At 44.2% G+C, this 17962-nt stretch carries 13 protein-coding genes; all 13 read right to left on the reverse strand.

Translation table 11 applies throughout. From position 1 onward, the window contains the following. Positions 1–1026, reverse strand: coding sequence for an ornithine cyclodeaminase family protein (locus tag OEG80_RS08020; protein ID WP_263240267.1), 1026 nt, complete (start codon positions 1024–1026; stop codon positions 1–3). 58 nt (positions 1027–1084) lie between these two features. Further along, entirely contained in the window at positions 1085–2491 is a 1407-nt protein-coding gene (locus tag OEG80_RS08025) for an FAD-binding oxidoreductase (RefSeq protein ID WP_263242489.1), read from the reverse strand. Between the two features lie 181 nt (positions 2492–2672). Next, entirely contained in the window at positions 2673–3959 is a 1287-nt protein-coding gene (amaA, locus tag OEG80_RS08030) for an L-pipecolate oxidase (protein WP_263240269.1), read from the reverse strand. 17 nt (positions 3960–3976) lie between these two features. Then, positions 3977–5446 carry a Na+/H+ antiporter NhaC gene (gene nhaC / locus OEG80_RS08035; protein WP_149492589.1) on the reverse strand — a complete coding sequence of 490 codons (1470 nt, stop codon included), beginning with the start codon at positions 5444–5446 and terminating at the stop codon, positions 3977–3979. Positions 5447–5865: 419 nt separating this feature from the next. Then, positions 5866–7356, reverse strand: a complete 1491-nt coding sequence (gene amaB, locus OEG80_RS08040; protein ID WP_263240272.1) for an L-piperidine-6-carboxylate dehydrogenase — start codon at positions 7354–7356, stop codon at positions 5866–5868. 256 nt (positions 7357–7612) lie between these two features. Beyond that, positions 7613–9010: a 2-oxoadipate dioxygenase/decarboxylase HglS gene (gene hglS / locus OEG80_RS08045; RefSeq protein ID WP_263242491.1), complete on the reverse strand. Its 1398-nt coding sequence runs from the start codon at positions 9008–9010 to the stop codon at positions 7613–7615. 132 nt (positions 9011–9142) lie between these two features. Continuing rightward, complete coding sequence (locus tag OEG80_RS08050; RefSeq protein WP_263240274.1) at positions 9143–10414, reverse strand: 2-aminoadipate transaminase; 1272 nt, start codon at positions 10412–10414, stop codon at positions 9143–9145. A gap of 163 nt (positions 10415–10577) precedes the next feature. Next, positions 10578–11555: a LysR substrate-binding domain-containing protein gene (locus OEG80_RS08055; RefSeq protein WP_020443167.1), complete on the reverse strand. Its 978-nt coding sequence runs from the start codon at positions 11553–11555 to the stop codon at positions 10578–10580. 152 nt (positions 11556–11707) lie between these two features. Then, positions 11708–12421, reverse strand: a complete 714-nt coding sequence (locus OEG80_RS08060) for a DarT1-associated NADAR antitoxin family protein (RefSeq protein WP_263240276.1) — start codon at positions 12419–12421, stop codon at positions 11708–11710. A gap of 389 nt (positions 12422–12810) precedes the next feature. Next, positions 12811–14019 carry a chromate efflux transporter gene (gene chrA / locus OEG80_RS08065; RefSeq protein WP_263240279.1) on the reverse strand — a complete coding sequence of 403 codons (1209 nt, stop codon included), beginning with the start codon at positions 14017–14019 and terminating at the stop codon, positions 12811–12813. 95 nt (positions 14020–14114) lie between these two features. Beyond that, complete coding sequence (locus OEG80_RS08070; RefSeq protein ID WP_263240281.1) at positions 14115–14813, reverse strand: hypothetical protein; 699 nt, start codon at positions 14811–14813, stop codon at positions 14115–14117. Between the two features lie 244 nt (positions 14814–15057). Beyond that, positions 15058–16377 carry a short-chain fatty acid transporter gene (locus OEG80_RS08075; protein ID WP_263240282.1) on the reverse strand — a complete coding sequence of 440 codons (1320 nt, stop codon included), beginning with the start codon at positions 16375–16377 and terminating at the stop codon, positions 15058–15060. A gap of 285 nt (positions 16378–16662) precedes the next feature. After that, positions 16663–17928 (reverse strand): RidA family protein, encoded by a 1266-nt coding sequence (locus OEG80_RS08080; protein WP_263240283.1) that lies wholly within the window; start codon positions 17926–17928, stop codon positions 16663–16665. Positions 17929–17962 lie beyond the last annotated feature (34 nt).

Genomic DNA, 17962 nt, shown 5'->3' on the forward strand with positions numbered 1-17962 from the left:
CTACCCCCAAGTAATCAGCTGACCCAGACCTTCGTCTTTAGCTTTTTGAGCAACTTTCAAAGCGACTGCCGCGTCAAAGCTGGCCGCACCGACCGACTTAAATAACGTGACGCCTTTTTTATCTTGATTGATAGTAATATTTTTTGTGACCAAGTCAGCTAAATCGCCACTTAAATCCTCCCAAGTCCAACTGCAACCCTCAGCAGCATCCGCCTGAATCAAATCGCCCGCTTCATGACGTCCGCCCGCGATATCATCAATAAAGACATGTGAGCAGCCTTCAATGACGGAATCACTGACTTCTTTCATCTCAGGTTGATAAGCACCTACCGCATTAATATGTACATCGGCTTTAATTTGGTTTATCTCAAACAAGCCTTCGGTTGCACGTGTCGCCAAGTTAATCACATCGGCATCTTTTACAGCGCTCGCGATATCTTCGCAGACTTCGATGGTGACCGACCATTCTGGATACTGTTCAGAAAACTGTGTTTTAAAGGTATTTGCACCCTTAGCAGTTCGATTCCATAGCGTTACCTTTTTGATCTTTGGACACACAGTGAGCACAGCATTCAGCTGCTCATATGCCATACCACCACAGCCGATGACTGACACTTGCTGGCTATCTGGCTTTGCTAAATACTTGCTCGCGATACCTGATAGCGCTGCCGTACGTACTTGAGTGACATAAACACCATCCATGAAGGCAAGGATTTCACCAGTATCATTGTTTGAGACACTTACCACAGCGGTAGTCGTCGGTAGATTGCGCTTTGGATTATCTGGACAAATGGTGACCAGTTTAACGATAGCAAATTCTTCATGCCCATCGAACAATACTGAAGGCATCGATAGATGTGAGCCACTGCTTTTATCACTGGCAGTGAAAGTCGGAATGACCAAGCGCTCAGGGCACTTAATCCACTCTGGATGCTGCGCTTGTAGGATCAACAGCTGCTCGATTGAGTCGATAGCCATGGTCATGGTCAATTGACTCTTTACCGTTTTGCTGTCTAAAATATTCATGAGGCTTCCTTATAGTTTTTATTGAGAATAAGTCTTAGTTGATTACGATATCACTCAACTAAAGATCAAAAATCTTGCCGCGATTCATAATACCATTGGGATCGAGCACTTTCTTAATCTCACGCAAATAATCAATCTCGGTTTCGCTACGGCTATAGTGTAGATAAGGCTTTTTAGTCATACCCACGCCATGTTCTGCTGAGACCGAACCACCATACTGCTGCACTACCTCAAAGATAGAATCATTCACCGTTTGGCATTGCTCAAAGAACTCGTCTTTTGATAAATTCTTGGGTTTTAAAATATTGAGATGCAAGTTGCCATCGCCGATATGTCCAAACCAGCAAATCTCAAAATCTGGATATTTGGCGTTTACGATCGTTTCTATATCATGGATAAAGTTTGGCACATGGCTGATGAGTACTGATATGTCATTTTTATACGGCGTGAATACTGAAATCGTCTCAGAGATATACTCGCGCAGCTTCCACAAGTCCATCGCCTGAGCCATACTCTGACTCATTACCCCATCGACTATCCAACCATTCTCCATACAGTCTTCAAAGATAGCCATTGCCTTATCCATAATCGGCTCATACGGCGCTTCGAATTCTAATAAAACGTAGTATTTCGTTCGAGCTTCAAACGGCTCTTGCACATGCCCAGTCGCCATTAATTTCTCAATCGCCACCTCATCAAAGAACTCAAACGCAGTCAAATCAATTTGTGCCTGAAAAGCCGCTAACACCTGCATCACATGGTCAAATTCATCCATGCCGAGCACCATCACGGTCAAATCTTGGGGTGGACGGTCAAGCTTCATTTGTGCCTCGGTGACGATACCTAATGTGCCTTCAGCGCCAATAAATAATTGACGTAAATCATAGCCAGTAGCGTTTTTAACCATGCCTCGATTCAGCTTAAGGATATCACCTTTGCCCGTCACGACAGTTAGACCCATTACCCATTGACGTGTCATGCCATAGCGAATCACTTTAATCCCGCCCGCATTGGTACCAATATTACCACCGATCTGACTTGAACCTGCTGAGGCAAAATCGACCGGATAATACAAATCCTGCGCTTCAGCAAACTGCTGTAGCTGCTCAGTAATCACACCGGCCTCCACCTCTACCAAACGATCAGCCGGATAGAACTGACCAATTTTATTCATCTTATCTAGGCTGACAACTATCTCACCATTGCTAGCGACTGCACCTGCGGATAGCCCGGTACGACCACCACTCGGTGTGATGACAATATTGTGCTCATTTGCCAGCTTTACTAAGGCTTGGACTTGCTCAGTAGATTTCGGAAATACGATCGCAGAGGGTGCTGGCGCAAAATGTTTGGTCCAGTCTTTACCCCAATGCTCTAAGCTCACGGCATCTGTCTTAATCTGTGATATATCATAACCATGCTGCTCTTGCAGTATAGACAATAGTTGCTGAGTTAATGCTAGCACGGTTGAAGCATACCCAGATTCTGTATGTATAGCTTCTATATGCGCAGCTTCTAAAGTAGGCAGTGCTGAAAAATCAGTCACAATATACACTCCAAATAAATAAAAGCAGTGTGCCGTTCACTTAATCTCTCCGCCAAATCAGCGGCGGCAATAAATAAACACAACGCCCTGCGTCAAAAAACTAGGCTATGATTTTGAGACATTGACCCATATGATACAAAGTCAGCCCCATCTCCGTATAGCCCGAACGCAGTCCAGACATGCTCACCTTAGCTTCTTTAATCGTCTTAAAGGGTAATGGCAAGACGTCGCGGTCACCTGAGATAATATAATCGGCAAAGCATTTACCAATCATAGTACCTGTGGTAATCCCACGCCCATTGTATGCAGTCGCGGCAAGGATACCGTCTTCTGGCTCAAAGATACGCATGATATGGTCTTGCGTAAAGCCAAAGTGACCGTACCACTCATACTGCCACTTAAATTTAGGCAGATCTGGGAAATAGCTCTTTTGTACGACATTCGCCCAGTTTTGATAGAAGGTTTTGGACTTCATGGCTTTGCCACCGACCGTGCCAAGGAGCAGACGACCCTCGTTATCACGGCGAATACTGGACAATGCCAATCGCGTATCCCAAGCGCCCGTTTTATAAGGCAATATTCGATTTGCCGCTTCACCGGTCAATGGCTCGGAGGCAATCTGATAGTAATCGACCAAATAGAACGTCTTTTTAATATCTGTCCATTCGCCTTCGGTATAAGCATTGGTCGCGATAATAACTTTTTCAGCTTTCACCGCCGCATCAGCCGTACGCACATACCAATTACCATCAGACTTCTCAACTGAAGTTACCGCCGAGTGCTCATAGATACGTACGCCCAGTTTAGTCGCGGCTGCCGCTAAGCCATTGACGTATGCAGATGGGTTAATAGTGCCCGCACGATGATCGAGCAGCGCCTTATTGATACTGGTTGTCCCGCAGTATTCATGACAGCGCGCACCGGTCAATACCTCGGCATGAACACCGCGACGTATCAACTGATCGTAGCGGATATCTACATCGGCTTCACCCTTGGCATTGTGTGCCATATGGATATTGCCCGTACGCGTATCCTTTGCATCAATATGATGGCGATCGATGATGTCAAACACGAGACTTGGCGCATGACCGAGCGCAGTCCCTAAACGTTCACCAACCTCTTCTCCCATGATTTTATTGAGGTCATCAGGACGGGCCCAAGTACCGGCATTCACAAAACCCACATTGCGTCCTGAGCCGCCGCTACCGATGATCTTACTCTCTAGTAACACCACCGCCACTCCTTGCTCTGCCAGATGGATCGCAGCAGACAGTCCAGTATAACCACCGCCGATGATACAAACTCGTGTTTGCGTTTCGCTCGTTAGGGTATCGTAGTGGTGAGTTTTGGGCGCAGTGACGCTCCACAAACATTGCTCTTGCAACATCTCAAGTTCCTTCTAAATTATACGTTTTCTACGGTAGAGAGCGTGCTTGTGTTATCGATGACAGTCGGTTCTTCACGAGGAATAAATTTATTTAAGACGACCCATAGCAAGCCAAACAATGGTGATAACCAGCAGGCAAAGGCGAATGGCGCGTAAGTTAAGGTCGCAATACCTAGGGTTGCCGCGACAAAGCTACCGCCCATGTTCCAAGGAATAAGTGGCGATAACAGCGTACCCGTATCTTCGATAGAGCGAGTAAGCGTCGTGCGCTTGTAACCCATCTCTTTATACTTATCTTTGAGCAGACGACCCGGTAAGACTAGCGTGGTATAGACATCACCGATAAGCGTACCAACACCGATGGTACTGGCATAAGTCGTAATCACTAAACCAAATCTCGACTTCACCATGTTGTTGATTTTGGCCATGATGGCTTTTAATGTACCGTAATGCTCAATTGAACCGACAAAAGCTAGTGCAAAGATAGTTAAGGTCACGACCCAAGTCATGGACATCACGCCACCTTTAGACAACAGTTGATCAACCACAGCAAAGCCGGTCTCACTTTTAAAGCCATTTTGTAGGACGTTAAAGATGTCATGGACACCAACGCCTTGCATAAAAAATGCGACAAGACCTGCGACTACCACACCTGACAATACCGTTGGAATGGCTGGCATTTTCATAACAGCTGCAATGACGACGACGACAGCAGGTAATAAAGTAATAATGCTCAGGTTATAGTTCGCTGCTAATGAGGTTTGTATTTCTTTGATTGAAGTGAGATCGACATTGTCTGCGCCGTAGCTCATACCAATCCAAGCATAGAGAATCAGAGCAGTCACCATGGCAGGTACAGTCGTCGGCAACATGCCACGGATATGGTCCCAAAGATCCACGCCGGCAGCAGCTGGTGTTAAGTTCGTGGTGTCAGACAACGGAGACATTTTGTCGCCAAAAAAAGCACCAGAGACGATGGCACCACCTGTGAGTGAAGGAGGAATACCTAATCCCAGACCGATACCCATCATAGCTAAACCGACTGTACCAACCGTGCCCCACGAGGTACCCGTTGCTACTGAAATAATGGCACAAATAAGACAAACAGAGACTAGGAATGAGGAGGGAGAAAAAACGCTAAAGCCGTAGTATAAAATAGTGGGTACGGTACCAGCGATAATCCAAGCACCGATGAGCATCCCTACACCCATCAAGATGATCATGGCAGGCAGACCAATTTTCACAACCTTTAAGAAACGCTCTTCCATACCGTCCCAGCTGCGCCCACGTAACTTCATGAACAGACCGGTAATCAAGATGCCACATGCTAGCGGAATATGCGGAGTAAAATCTTTAAAGACAAAAAATTGCACCATTAGAATAATGGCAGTCAATATCAGTGGGGCAATATCTAGCAGGAAGCTAGAAGAAGGATCATAACCTTCGATATCAGGGTCATGCGGTTTGTGAGGTTTATCTGCAATCATAATATATCTACCTATCCTAGTAGTTAAAACCAAATCCATTGGTATATAGTCATCGTACGGTGTTGCTCATTGGTCAGATGCAAACCAATCTAGTGACCTAAGTCACTTCTCTAAATGCATTTATATTAAATAATCAATTAAAACAATAACTTAATAATAATGTTAAAGAATAAAGTATTGCCATCAATCAAAATAAATATTTGAAAGATATTCATGAATCATTAAAAGGGTTTAAAAAATAGAGCGTTAAACAGTAATCTTAATTAAAACGGCTATCCGCTATTTTGCGGCTTATTGACGGTTTTAAGATTCAAAGCAGAATTTAAAAGGATACAAGTAATGCTAAGGGCAGTTAAGCGCACATAACGCGCGCTTAACTGGCTAAAAACACACTTTTACATTAGCAACTATGGCTTGCATTAACCGAAATTAATACCCTGTGCTAGTGGTAGCTCAGTTGAGTAGTTGACCGTATTGGTCTGACGACGCATGTAGTTTTTCCAGGCATCAGAGCCTGACTCACGACCACCGCCGGTTTCTTTTTCACCGCCGAATGCGCCACCAATCTCAGCACCGCTGGTACCGATGTTGACGTTGGCAATACCACAGTCACTACCGCGGGCACTTAAGAACAGCTCAGCTTCACGCAAGTCATTGGTAAAGACGCAAGAAGATAAGCCTTGTGGTACGTCATTTTGTAGCTCTAAAGCTTCGTCGAAGTCTGTATAGGTCATGACATATAAGATAGGCGCGAAAGTCTCATGACGGACGACATCATTTTGCGCATCCATCTCAACAATAGCAGGCGTCACGTAGTAAGCGTTTGGATACTTATCTTGTAAAACACGCTCACCACCAGTCACTGTACCGCCGGCTGCACGGGCTTTGGTCAAGGCATCTTGCATATTATTAAAGCTATCTTGGTCAATGAGTGGACCGACCAAGTTGCCTTCTAGTGGATGTCCGATACTCACTGTTGAATAAGCAGATTTTACGCGTGGTAAGATATCGTCTTTTACAGATTCGTGAACAAATAGACGGCGTAGCGAGGTACAGCGCTGACCTGCCGTACCAACAGCTGAGAACAGAATGCCACGTAAGGCTAGGTCTAAATCAGCACTTGGCGTTAGAATCATGGCGTTGTTGCCACCAAGCTCTAGTAAAGACTTACCGAAACGCTCAGCGACTTTTGGCCCTACGATTCTGCCCATACGTGTGCTGCCCGTAGCACTGACGAGAGCCACATCTTTATGCTCAACCAACGCATTACCGACATCGGCTTCACCCAATAGGAGCTGAGATAGATTGGCAGGCGCATCGCCAAATTTGGCTAGGGCTTTCTCAAACAGCGCTTGGCAAGCGATGGCAGTTAAAGGGGTTTTTTCTGAAGGTTTCCAGATCACAGGATTACCACAGACCAAGGCTAGCGCCGTGTTCCATGACCAAACAGCAACGGGAAAGTTAAAAGCTGAGATGACCGCGATGACGCCTAATGGCTGCCAAGTTTCGCGCATGTGGTGACCAGGACGCTCTGAGGCGATAGTCAAACCATAAAGCTGACGAGACAGACCTACTGCAAAGTCGCAGATATCGATCATCTCTTGGACTTCGCCTAGACCTTCTTCTTTGATTTTACCGGCTTCTAGAGAAACTAGCGCGCCTAGATCTTCTTTGTGCTCACGGAGCACTTCGCCTAAAATACGGACCAATTCGCCACGCTTAGGAGCAGGCACTGTACGCCATTCTTTGAAGGCTTTTTTAGCATCTTGTATTTGTGTGTCGACATCGTTCACTTGATGCAAAGCGACCTTACCGATGACTTCACCATCGATAGGACTATAGACTGCGAAATCGCCTGCTTGGTACTGGCTTTCGTCGACGCCCATGGCTGACATGTATTGCTTAATCATACTGACTCCTTTGTATAGTATTTCGTTACGTCCGTGCAGATCTATAAACTACCCTGCCGTCGCTTAAGTTGCAAAATAATAAATTTCTTGCTGTCATTCATTTTTGGAATGGCATTTTAAACTTAGTGGATAAAATCTTACTGAATCAATATATTGACTGATATCATCCTCACTGTATTAAAGCGGATTAAACCTGACTGCTCTAAAAAAATGTTTTTCACAGCGCCACTGTTTTGTCTTTTAACCATAAATTGCTTTAAGCCACTTGTCGTAGCAAGGCCAAACATACCTGTAGACTCTCATTCTGCCGCTGCGCATATAATGCCAATTCATCTTGCACACGCATGCCTAAGGCTTGCTCAAATTCTTGCTTATTGGACTGACCGTCATAGCTGTTCTCGCTATTACTATGAAGATTGGACTGGAAGATACCGGCTGCACTCACAGGCAAAAAGTCTTCATAAACAATCGGCTCAATAAGAATGATATCTTGCTCAATCAGGCTTTGCAGATCGGCAGCAGAGAGCTCGTTTGACGGTGAATCTATAATGTGGTTTGCAAAAGCCTCTTTATCAGCTACTTGATAAAGGAAATAAGCAAGCTGCTCATGATGCAGTGTCTTATAATCGTCTGGAAAAGCGACAAAAGATTCGCTTAATAATCGATAATATTGCTCAGCATTGTCTTCATTTGGGGTCGTACCCAACTTTTTACGAGCTTCGGTTAGCAATTGGTCGTAAAGGGCACGGCCTTTTGGGGTCAGGGCTACACCGCGCTGCTCAATCTCACCAAAGCGAGCGGTATGCTGACCGGATTCATACTGACCGTCAGCACCTTTAAAACTCACTGGCTCTATTAATGCCTTAAAGCTGGTCTGGCGCAAAAGAATAGGACAGTGACGGCGTGGCGGTCCCTCAATGATCGCTTTTGGTGTAATCCCGCGGCGCTGCATACCTTGCTGGACGGCATCGATATCTAGCGTCCTTGGGGTCAAATGATTGATATGTGGTCCTTTAAACCCAACCACATCGGCAATCAGTTGATGCTGACCTGCCAACTGCTCATATACATCTTTCGAGATAGGCGACTGCTCATGCCAGCGGAAAGTCTCTAACGCTTCTTGGACAAATTGCTCACCCTGCTCATTCGTTAGACCGCCCTCGTTTTCATAAATTTTAATCAGTTTGATCGCGTCATCGGTAAAGATACAGCGTGCATCCAGTGCCGCTTGGGCTTGTTGCTTGAGCGTCTCATCGCCAATCAAATCTAAACGCAACAATGAGGTAAATACGCGAAACGGGCTATTATTGAGCGATGCCGTATCAATCGCGCGAAACGCTGTAGAATGCACTGGCACGCCAGCAGGCGCTAGATCATAGTACCCGACCGGATACATGCCCATAACTGCGAACAAACGACGCATCATCGTAAGCTCTGCCGCAGCACCCAATCGAATCGCTCCATGGCGCTCCATGCTGAGTCTATCGATTTCATTAGTATTCTTAAGCTGTTCAGAAATCTCAGGCTGCTTGTCCAATACATCCTGATTAACCTCAGCGACCAGATTCATAAGATCAGTATACAGCGGCACTTCTTTTTGATACATATTTGACATAGCGAGCGAAAAACGATGACGGGTATCGTCACTGCTCATATTTTTTTGGTTTGAGATTAGATGCTCTGAACTCACGGTTATTCTCCTTAAACTGGTTATGATGACAGATGAATAATAGTTAAAAATGATGGCTGCTTTATGTAGCCAAATAGAAGCTACAAGCAAAAATACTCATTGAATCGGCAGCTCATTTGGGATAGATGCTAGGATGCCTTTTAAGATATCGAGGCCTTCTTGTAGGGTTTCAGGCTCAATCGTTAATGGCGGTAATAAGCGAATGATATGGCGGTATTTACCACTAGGCATCAACAACAATCCTTGCTTGCGAGCTTCCGCTAAAATATAAGTCATCACGCTTGGGTGCGTACCATGAGATGGATGACGCAGTTCAATACCGCGCATAGCGCCGATACCCGTTAGTCCATACAACCAAGGCGTTAGACCCTCTTGTTGCCACTGTACTATCGTCGATTCTATAGTCTGCTGATAGTGTTTTGCTGAGTCCCATACGGCATCTTCTGCCATGATATCGAGCGTGGCATTGGCAGCAGCACATGCTACTGGGTTGCCAGAATAAGTACCGCCCAAGCTGCCCTTTGGTAAGTCGTTCATCACAGTGCCTTTACCAATGACTGCCCCTAATGGTAGACCTCCGGCGATACTTTTACCCAGCAATACCATATCGGGCTCGATACCTAGATGGCTGAAAGCAAACGGTGTACCCGTACGCCCAAAGCCTGACTGAATCTCATCCATAATGAGTAAGATGGCATTATCATCACAGAACTTACGTAGGTATTGAGCAAATTTTGGTGACATTAATTGAAAACCGCCTTCGCCTTGAACCGGTTCTGCAATGATAGCGCCGATGTTACTAATATCAGTTTCGACTTCGAACAGGCGCAGCAAAGCATCAATGGCTTGCTCGTCACTGATATTATTGTCAGGGCTTGGGAATGGAATATGATAGACACTGCCGGCAAGAGGGCCAAGACCGCGTTTATACGGGGCAACTTTACCATTGAGGTTGACAGCTGCGAGGGTACGGCCATGAAAGCCCCCATCAAAAGCAATCACACCGACACGACCGGTCTTCATACGAGCAATTTTGATCGCATTTTCGGTCGCTTCGGCGCCGCAATTGGTCAACATGCCTGCAAGCTCGCCTGCAATGGGAACTAAATCGCAAAGTCTCGGCATGAGCTTTTGGTAAGGCAGGTGACCTGCCGCATTGTAGGCGTAGTGAATGAGGTTTTGTGATTGATCGATGATAGCGTCCACGATATGCGGATGACAATGACCAAAATTTAATACGCCGATACCACCGACGAAATCAATATAGCGCTTGCCATTCGTATCCCAAACGTGCGCATTTTTACCTTTGCTAAGGGTCACTGGATGCACCATGGTGAATGCATCGGTAACGTTATACAACGAATCCATGAACGTCTCTCATCTTCCTTGAGTTAGACGCTCATTTCAACAAAAACCTAGGATTTGGGCAAACGAATAATAGTTGGGCGGGCATTCCTTTTTGTCATCGTGTCTGATTGAAGCGATTGTTTTTTTCACCACTGGCTTTTAGCAGTTAATCACATTACTGTCGTTATCCATGGCTGACACTCGTACAAGTGATGCCAAGCAAACTGGCTAACTCCACCTGACTCTGACTGGACGTCTCTAAGTAGCGTGCAATCCACTCTTGCATCACTTTGGTCTTGTGCGAGTTGCCAAGCGATAAAGGATAAGACATATAGTAAGCCCCTCTCCCCTTGGCCGCATAATGCCAAGCCATCACCAGCTGACCCGATTGCAGCTCGGGAGCCACCAAACGTAACGGCACCAAGGCAACGCCATAACCGGTTAATGCTGCCGAAATGCAAGCATGAAACGTATCAAAACGTGGACCTACAAACGTACCATCCAAGCTAATCTGCTGCTGCTTAAAGTACTCGTACCATGCGCTAGGCCGTGAGCTCAGCTGTAGCAGCACATAGCTGTCCGACTGCTGCGGTTGCAAGTCTTTACCTTGCAAATAATCAGGGCGACAAACCGCCACACAGTACTCATCAAACAATTTAACGTTTTGCATTCCCGACCACGTCCCTTCTCCGTATAAGAACGCAATATCGATATCATGCTCTTCGGAGAAAAATGGACCTACCTGCTCTTTAATATCCAGCCTAATTAAAGGGTTTTCCTGACTAAAGCCGTGAAGCGCAGGAATCAGCCAACGTGCACAAAAGGTGGGATGCGAGACCATTTTTAGCACCTCCAAATTACTGCTATGCGACATCAAATTGGTCGTCGCAGTCTCAATATGCTTAAGAATACTTAGTACATCAATATAATAAGATTTGCCGGCAGGCGTTAACGAAATACGCTGCGAGGTACGATAAAACAAAGATATATTCAGCATCTCTTCTAACTGCGCCACTTGCTTGCTTATCGCACTTTGCGTCATATGCAGCTCTAAGGCAGCATTAGTAAAGCTTAGGTGACGAGCCGCTGTCTCGAAGCATTGCAGCGCAGTCGTCGAAGGGTATCTTCTAAACGCAAGCGAAGGATTGGTATCAGTTTTCATAGTCTGTTTTTATTTTCTTCCATGATAATAGATGTGGTACTTCGTATCACATCGCTTCTTTTAAGCACAGTCTAAGGTTATTATTCCACTACAGCCTAGCAAGAAAATTGGTTCACCAATTTCTTATACTAAATTGAGCGCTGGTCTAGTGATCAGATCCAGCCCGCTTCCAAAAGCTCCTCGGTGTTACTCACTTTAAAGTCATGATATAAGTTAAAAAATACCGCTGGATCTTCAACATTATCCAGTAGCTCTCGTTTATGGAGCGCCACAAACATAGCCAGTGCATAAGCTGCACCATGGATAGATTTCTTTGGATTAAACTCCATATCAGTAAAGGCTTGATATTGCATGACCTCTTCATGCAGCTGAGGGTTTTGCTTTAGCGCATTCACATATAGCCAATCATAAAACGTCGTTAATGGCTCTACACTCCACTCCATACCGAAATAATTATAGCCAATGAGTTCACCCGAGGTTATTAATCGCTCATCTTTTTTGGCTTGTCTGGGCGGTGCACTTAGCAAGTCGATATAGGGGCCACCATCCTCAAAAACCATACTGCTTTGAAAGGCGTTTTCGACACTATACTGCTCGCCACCATTCTCATTAGTTAGCTTTAGGCTCAAAGGGCTGAGTAAAAAACTCAACTTATTACCCGATTTACTCGACAGCTCTAAAACGTGATTAAATCCATATTTTTTGCGAATAACTTGATGCATATCATTGATAGATTTTTTCTTTTGCCGACTCGCAAACCCCACATGGCGCTCAAACCGAACCATATCTGTTTTTACCAGATTGTCACTGTTGACTCTAGGCATGAATACAGGTCTTTTTTCTACCGCGTTTTGTGCTTGTTCCATAATGATGTACCTTATAACAATGTTCTTTTATAAATAATCTTTTATAACTGATTAAGTGCGTCTGTCCAGTCCGAAATATATCGAATCCAATCAGCGCTCGCGGGGCAGTTTATCTTATTATGGGTCATTTATCCTGCTCTATTTTAGCGTTATCAATAACCTTGAGCTATGCTGCATAAACGGTAAAGATAAATTTGGTGAATTTCAGCTTTAGCGTTTGAGGTGGATGTTGAAACGTAACTTGATGTGGTGACTCTTGAGAGAGTTAAACCTTCCAAAATTAGAAAAAACTGCTTAATAATGAGCAATTTTTAAAATTAGCAATTTCTTAATGTATTTGCTCGTTATACAAATAGTTGTCTGTCATTAGTACCACCTCAATTGCCACCTTATAGTGTTAGTAACCATCCAGCGGCTCCGCAGCCAATCACTACCAGCCAAGCAGGGAATTTCCAGAACATCAAAGCAATGAGCGCGACCAATGCCAGACCAAAATCTTTTGCTTCAATGATAGCGCTTGTCCATACAGGCTGATAAAGCGCTGCCAATAACAAACCAACGACCGCTGCATTGATACCAGATAGTGCGGCTCTTGTGCGCAGATTTTGGCGTAGACTCTCCCAAAATGGCAGTGCGCCCATAACCAATAAAAATGACGGCGCAAAGATTGCTATCAAGCAAATCATCCCTCCTAGCCAGCCACTAGGAGCTTGATTCATCGAGCTACCTAGAAATGCTGCAAAGGTAAATAAAGGTCCTGGCACTGCTTGCGTAGCTCCGTAACCTGCTAAGAAAGTATCGTTACTTATCCAGCCTGCGGGAACAATCTCAGCCTGTAATAATGGCAATACTACGTGTCCGCCACCAAATACAAGTGATCCTGCACGAAAAAAGGTATCTACCATAGATAGGGTTTGGCTTGGATACAATGCAGTCAGCAGCGGTAAGCCGATGAGCAATGAAAAAAACAAGAACAACCAAAAAAGAGCAGCTGGACGTCTAATAGTAATAGGTAAAGGGTCATGAGCCATTACTTTATCAGGCTTGAACCATAGCAGTCCAATGATGGCAGCAATAGCAATAACGCTCACTTGAGCTAATGCAGAAGGCACCAAAAGTACAAAACAAGCAGCCAGCGCCATGATAGAGATTCGCGCAACATCGGTGCAGAGATTTTTCCCCATACCCCATACCGCTTGCGCAACCACAGCCACTGCCGCGACCTTTAAACCATGCAATACACCAAGTGGAACAATATCCCCATAACGGCTAATACCTATGGCAAACAACATAAGCACTATGGCAGAGGGTAAGGTAAAACCCGTCCAAGCAGCAAGCGCGCCAGCATATCCTGCTCGAGATAACCCGATAGCAATGCCAACTTGGCTGCTGGCAGGTCCTGGTAAAAACTGACAGAGCGCGATTAAATCGGCATAGCTGTTCTCAGTCAGCCACTTACGGCGTATTACAAACTCATCACGGAAATAGCCCAAATGAGCGACAGGGCCACCAAATGAGGTCAACCCCAATCTAAGGAAGATAAGAAAAACAGCCCATGCTGATTTGCTTTCAATATTGGCGTTATTATGATGTACCACGTGTCACTCTCCTTGGCAGACCGTATAAAGAGAAAGTGTTATAACTTAAAGTCACATACAAAATTTGATTGGCTGTTTAGTATTATTTTCACTTACTATTCAGCATCATCTAATAATTTATTAAGGGTTTCTATCATGGCATCGTCTATGATGTGGTCTTCTACATAATCCACTATCTGATAGAGCGTCGCCAAATCCATTGCACGAATACCTAAGCTCGCTAACTGCGCATTGATAGCCTCTAAGCGTTCGTTGTCATCGGTACCGTCACTCGCGAACCAATACATCTGCTCTAGCAAGGTGTCTTGTTTGGTTAATGTTGAATAGCTATCGCCCTGAATAAATAAATTAAAATAATAGGGCATCTCTATATCATTAATAAAAAAGGTACGCTTACACTCTAGGGTATAGGCTTGCGCTTCTTCACTGTCATTGCTGTCAACGCCATCAATACCTGCATCATTTTTGTCGTCTTCATCATGTTCAAGCTCTTCTTTTACCAAGCCCTCTAGGAGTTGGTAGCGCCCTGCTTTTATTTTGTGATTGTAAATAATACTCGCATCCGCGATTGCTTCGAAGATAATGGCGCTAACATCTAGAGTATGATTATCAATATCATAGAAGCTTTTTAGCGCAGGTAAAAATTCAGTTAGCTGCTCTTCAGGGACTGGTATGAGAAATTGCTGCTCGTATATCTTGATCATGTCTTCGGGCGCGTAAGTATTGGCAGTATCAGTCTCGTTTCTACCAGTAGGCTGTAATGGTAAAAAATCATATGGGTTATCATTGGTCATTTGGGACGGCCTTTTATGTGTGTTAGATTTAATAGATGTCTACTATCAAAAAAATGAGAGTCTCTAAGCGGATATATCGCTCTTAATATACGCTTAAAATTTATGCGGGTATTGTCGCTTATTTGGACAATTTTAGATAGACAGCGATAGACATACCCCTTGAATTATTCTCATAAAAAAAGACCTTACCCATCAAATAGGCAAGGTCTAAACGCTAAGCCGTACCAAAAACGCTAGGTGTTAATTATAAAAACAATAGCCCTAAACCAATCACAACACCACTAACAATCAGGACGATGACACAAAAACCCATGATATCTTTGGCTTTTAGCCCCGCAATTGCCAAGGCTGGCAATGCCCAAAACGGCTGAATCATATTTGTCCATGCGTCACCCCATGCAACTGCCATAGCAACCTTTGCAGGATCGCTGCCCAGCATCTCTGCCGCCTCTAACATAATGGGTGCTTGCACTGCCCATTGCCCACCACCTGAAGGGACAAAGAAATTGACGAGTCCTGCACTTAAGAAGGCAAAAAGTGGCAATGTCTCAGCTGACGAGATATTGACGAATGCTTCTGACATCACGCCTGCCAAGCCTGACGCTGTCATCATACCCATGATTCCTGCATAAAACGGAAACTGGACAATAATAGCACCAGCACCTTTGACCGCTTCTTGAACGGCAATCAAATACTTACGAGGCGTTCCGTGAAAGATAATCCCAAGGAACAAAAACATAAAGTTGACCAAATCAAGCGTCAAGGCAAAGCCATTTTGTACAAAATAATAGACGATAAAAGCAATACCTAATGCGCCAATGATCATGGATAAAATCCAGCTATTTTCCAAACGCTCTGCTGGTGTCATGTCCGATTTTTCTGGCAGCACTTCATCAATTGGTTCAACCAGAAGTCTCGGATCTACCGTCACCGTATCTTCTTTTTTCGGCATCATCAAACGGTTGAGTAAAGGAACGATGACAATCAATGCTACAACGATTATTAAGTTATAGCTGGCAAAAATGGTTGCACTGGTCGGAATAATACCAATCTTATCAGCGAAAGGATGCCCTTCTGTGGCAATAGATAAAGGAATGGAGCCCGAAAAACCAGCATGCCAAATAATAAAACCAGAATAAGCACTGGCAATCAATAAACGGTAATCGACATTCTCTACACGCTTTGCCAATTCTTTGGCGAATAATGCCCCAATCACCAACCCAAATCCCCAGTTAATCCAACTTGCCGCAAGGGATACTAAAGTTACCAAGATAATGGCACTGCCCGGCGATTTTGCTAAACTTGCAAGCTTTCCTAAACCTTTTTTAAATATTGGGCTGCTTGCCAATACAAAACCTGTGACTAATACCAACACCATCTGCATTGAGAATGCGAGTAATGCCCAAAAACCTTCACCCCAAAACGCCACCATTTGTACCGGTGAAGAATCAGTTAATCCTAAACCCAGTACAAAAATAACCACTGTTAAGATAATAACGAACAAAAATGGATCCGGTAAATACTTCTCCATCAAACTATTCGAAAAACGGGTAATCCCTTTCATTTTATCACTTCCTTGTTTATATAAATTTTCCTTAAGTGCTATTATTAGCTAACTATAGTCAAAGTACTCTAAAAACACTACGGTACTGCTATGAATGATTCTTTTTTATTTAGACCTTACTGTTTCTGCCTACTCTTACCTGTTTAATTATATCTTCCACATATAAAAAGGCTTCCAAATAGTTGAAAGCCTTTTTATTTTATTTAGGTGATGAATCATCAATTGATTATGACGCTCTAGAAAACGTGCGTCAAACCAATTGTTATGGCAAAATCTGAATGACCACTATCTTACAGGTGGCGTACCTTCAGCATTAGAGAGTACGGCATCGATTTGTATCAATGCATCCATAGGGATTGCTGATACGCCAAACACTGTTCTGGCAGGCAGTTCACCGTCAAAAAACGTGGTGTAAATATCATTGACCGTGTCAATATCGCTAATGTCTTTGAGTTGGATAGTTACTTTAACGATGTCATCCATTTTATGATCGATACTCTTGGCAATGGCTTTGATATTATCTAAGCACTGCTGAGTCTGCGCCTTTATATCACCATTGATGAGCTTACCTATTTCAGGATTGATAGGCAATTGACCCGAAAGATGATTATAGTGAGAAAAAGCAACCATCTGCGTGCTTAACGAGTGCTTTGGTGCTTGCTCAGTATTATTGGCTTTGATCACAATGCCATGTCGATCTTCAACGGCTTGTGGCGGTGTGCCATCTCCATGTGATACCACGGCTTCAACTTGTACCAAAGCAGCCATAGGTAGCCCTGAAACCATAGTCACTGTGCGCGCTGGTAGATAATTGACGGCTCTGGCAATAGCAGTATCTGGAAAAAAAGTGCTATAAACGTCATCGACGGCTGTGATATCAGTAAGGTTGGTTAGACTAATGTTTATTTTGACAATATCATCAATACCGACATCGATACTATTCAAAATCGACTTAAGATTGGTTAGGCATTGCGCCGTCTGCTCTGCTATATCGCCTGCTACTAGTTGCCCTGAAGTAGGATCGATTGGTAATTGTGCTGAAACGTTATTGTAATGAGAAAAAGCAACTGTCTGGGTAGATAAAGAGTCGATTGGCGCATTATCGGTGTTTTTTGCCACTTTTACGAGCTCGCAAGGTGCTTGCGGGTGAGTACCTTCGCCATTTGAAAGTAATGCATCCATTTGTACTAAGGCACCGTCCATAGGCAGCTCTGCAACCATCACTACGTTACGTGTTGGCAGATAGTCGCTAAAGAAGGTACGATAGACAGTATCTACTACCGTCATATCTGTAATATCTTTTAAAAATACAGTGATTTTAATCACATCATCCATGAGATGATCAGTACTTTCTACAATCACTTTGATATTATCTAAGCACTGTTTGGCTTGTGCTGTGATGTCAGCAGAGGCTAATGCTCCAGTCTTAGGATCGATTGGTAATTGTGCTGAAACGTTATTGTAATGAGAAAAAGCAACGCTCTGAGTTGAGGTTGCGCTAATCGGCGCACGGTTCGTGTTTCTAGATAATTTTATGATGGTATCATTCATATCGTGATAGTCCCTTTTTGATAGGCTTAATTAC

This window comes from Psychrobacter sp. SC65A.3 (assembly GCF_025642195.1).
Classification (GTDB): domain Bacteria; phylum Pseudomonadota; class Gammaproteobacteria; order Pseudomonadales; family Moraxellaceae; genus Psychrobacter; species Psychrobacter cryohalolentis.

Excerpts from the sequence above, each read along its gene's own strand:
- OEG80_RS08020 (WP_263240267.1), bottom strand. The coding sequence starts at position 1,026 with ATGAATATTTTAGACAGCAAAACGGTAAAGAGTCAATTGACCATGACC.
- amaA (WP_263240269.1), bottom strand. The coding sequence starts at position 3,959 with ATGTTGCAAGAGCAATGTTTGTGGAGCGTCACTGCGCCCAAAACTCAC.
- nhaC (WP_149492589.1), bottom strand. The coding sequence starts at position 5,446 with ATGATTGCAGATAAACCTCACAAACCGCATGACCCTGATATCGAAGGT.
- amaB (WP_263240272.1), bottom strand. The coding sequence starts at position 7,356 with ATGATTAAGCAATACATGTCAGCCATGGGCGTCGACGAAAGCCAGTAC.
- hglS (WP_263242491.1), bottom strand. The coding sequence starts at position 9,010 with ATGAGCAGTGACGATACCCGTCATCGTTTTTCGCTCGCTATGTCAAAT.
- OEG80_RS08050 (WP_263240274.1), bottom strand. The coding sequence starts at position 10,414 with ATGGATTCGTTGTATAACGTTACCGATGCATTCACCATGGTGCATCCA.
- OEG80_RS08055 (WP_020443167.1), bottom strand. The coding sequence starts at position 11,555 with ATGAAAACTGATACCAATCCTTCGCTTGCGTTTAGAAGATACCCTTCG.
- OEG80_RS08060 (WP_263240276.1), bottom strand. The coding sequence starts at position 12,421 with ATGGAACAAGCACAAAACGCGGTAGAAAAAAGACCTGTATTCATGCCT.
- OEG80_RS08070 (WP_263240281.1), bottom strand. The coding sequence starts at position 14,813 with ATGACCAATGATAACCCATATGATTTTTTACCATTACAGCCTACTGGT.
- OEG80_RS08075 (WP_263240282.1), bottom strand. The coding sequence starts at position 16,377 with ATGAAAGGGATTACCCGTTTTTCGAATAGTTTGATGGAGAAGTATTTA.
- OEG80_RS08080 (WP_263240283.1), bottom strand. The coding sequence starts at position 17,928 with ATGAATGATACCATCATAAAATTATCTAGAAACACGAACCGTGCGCCG.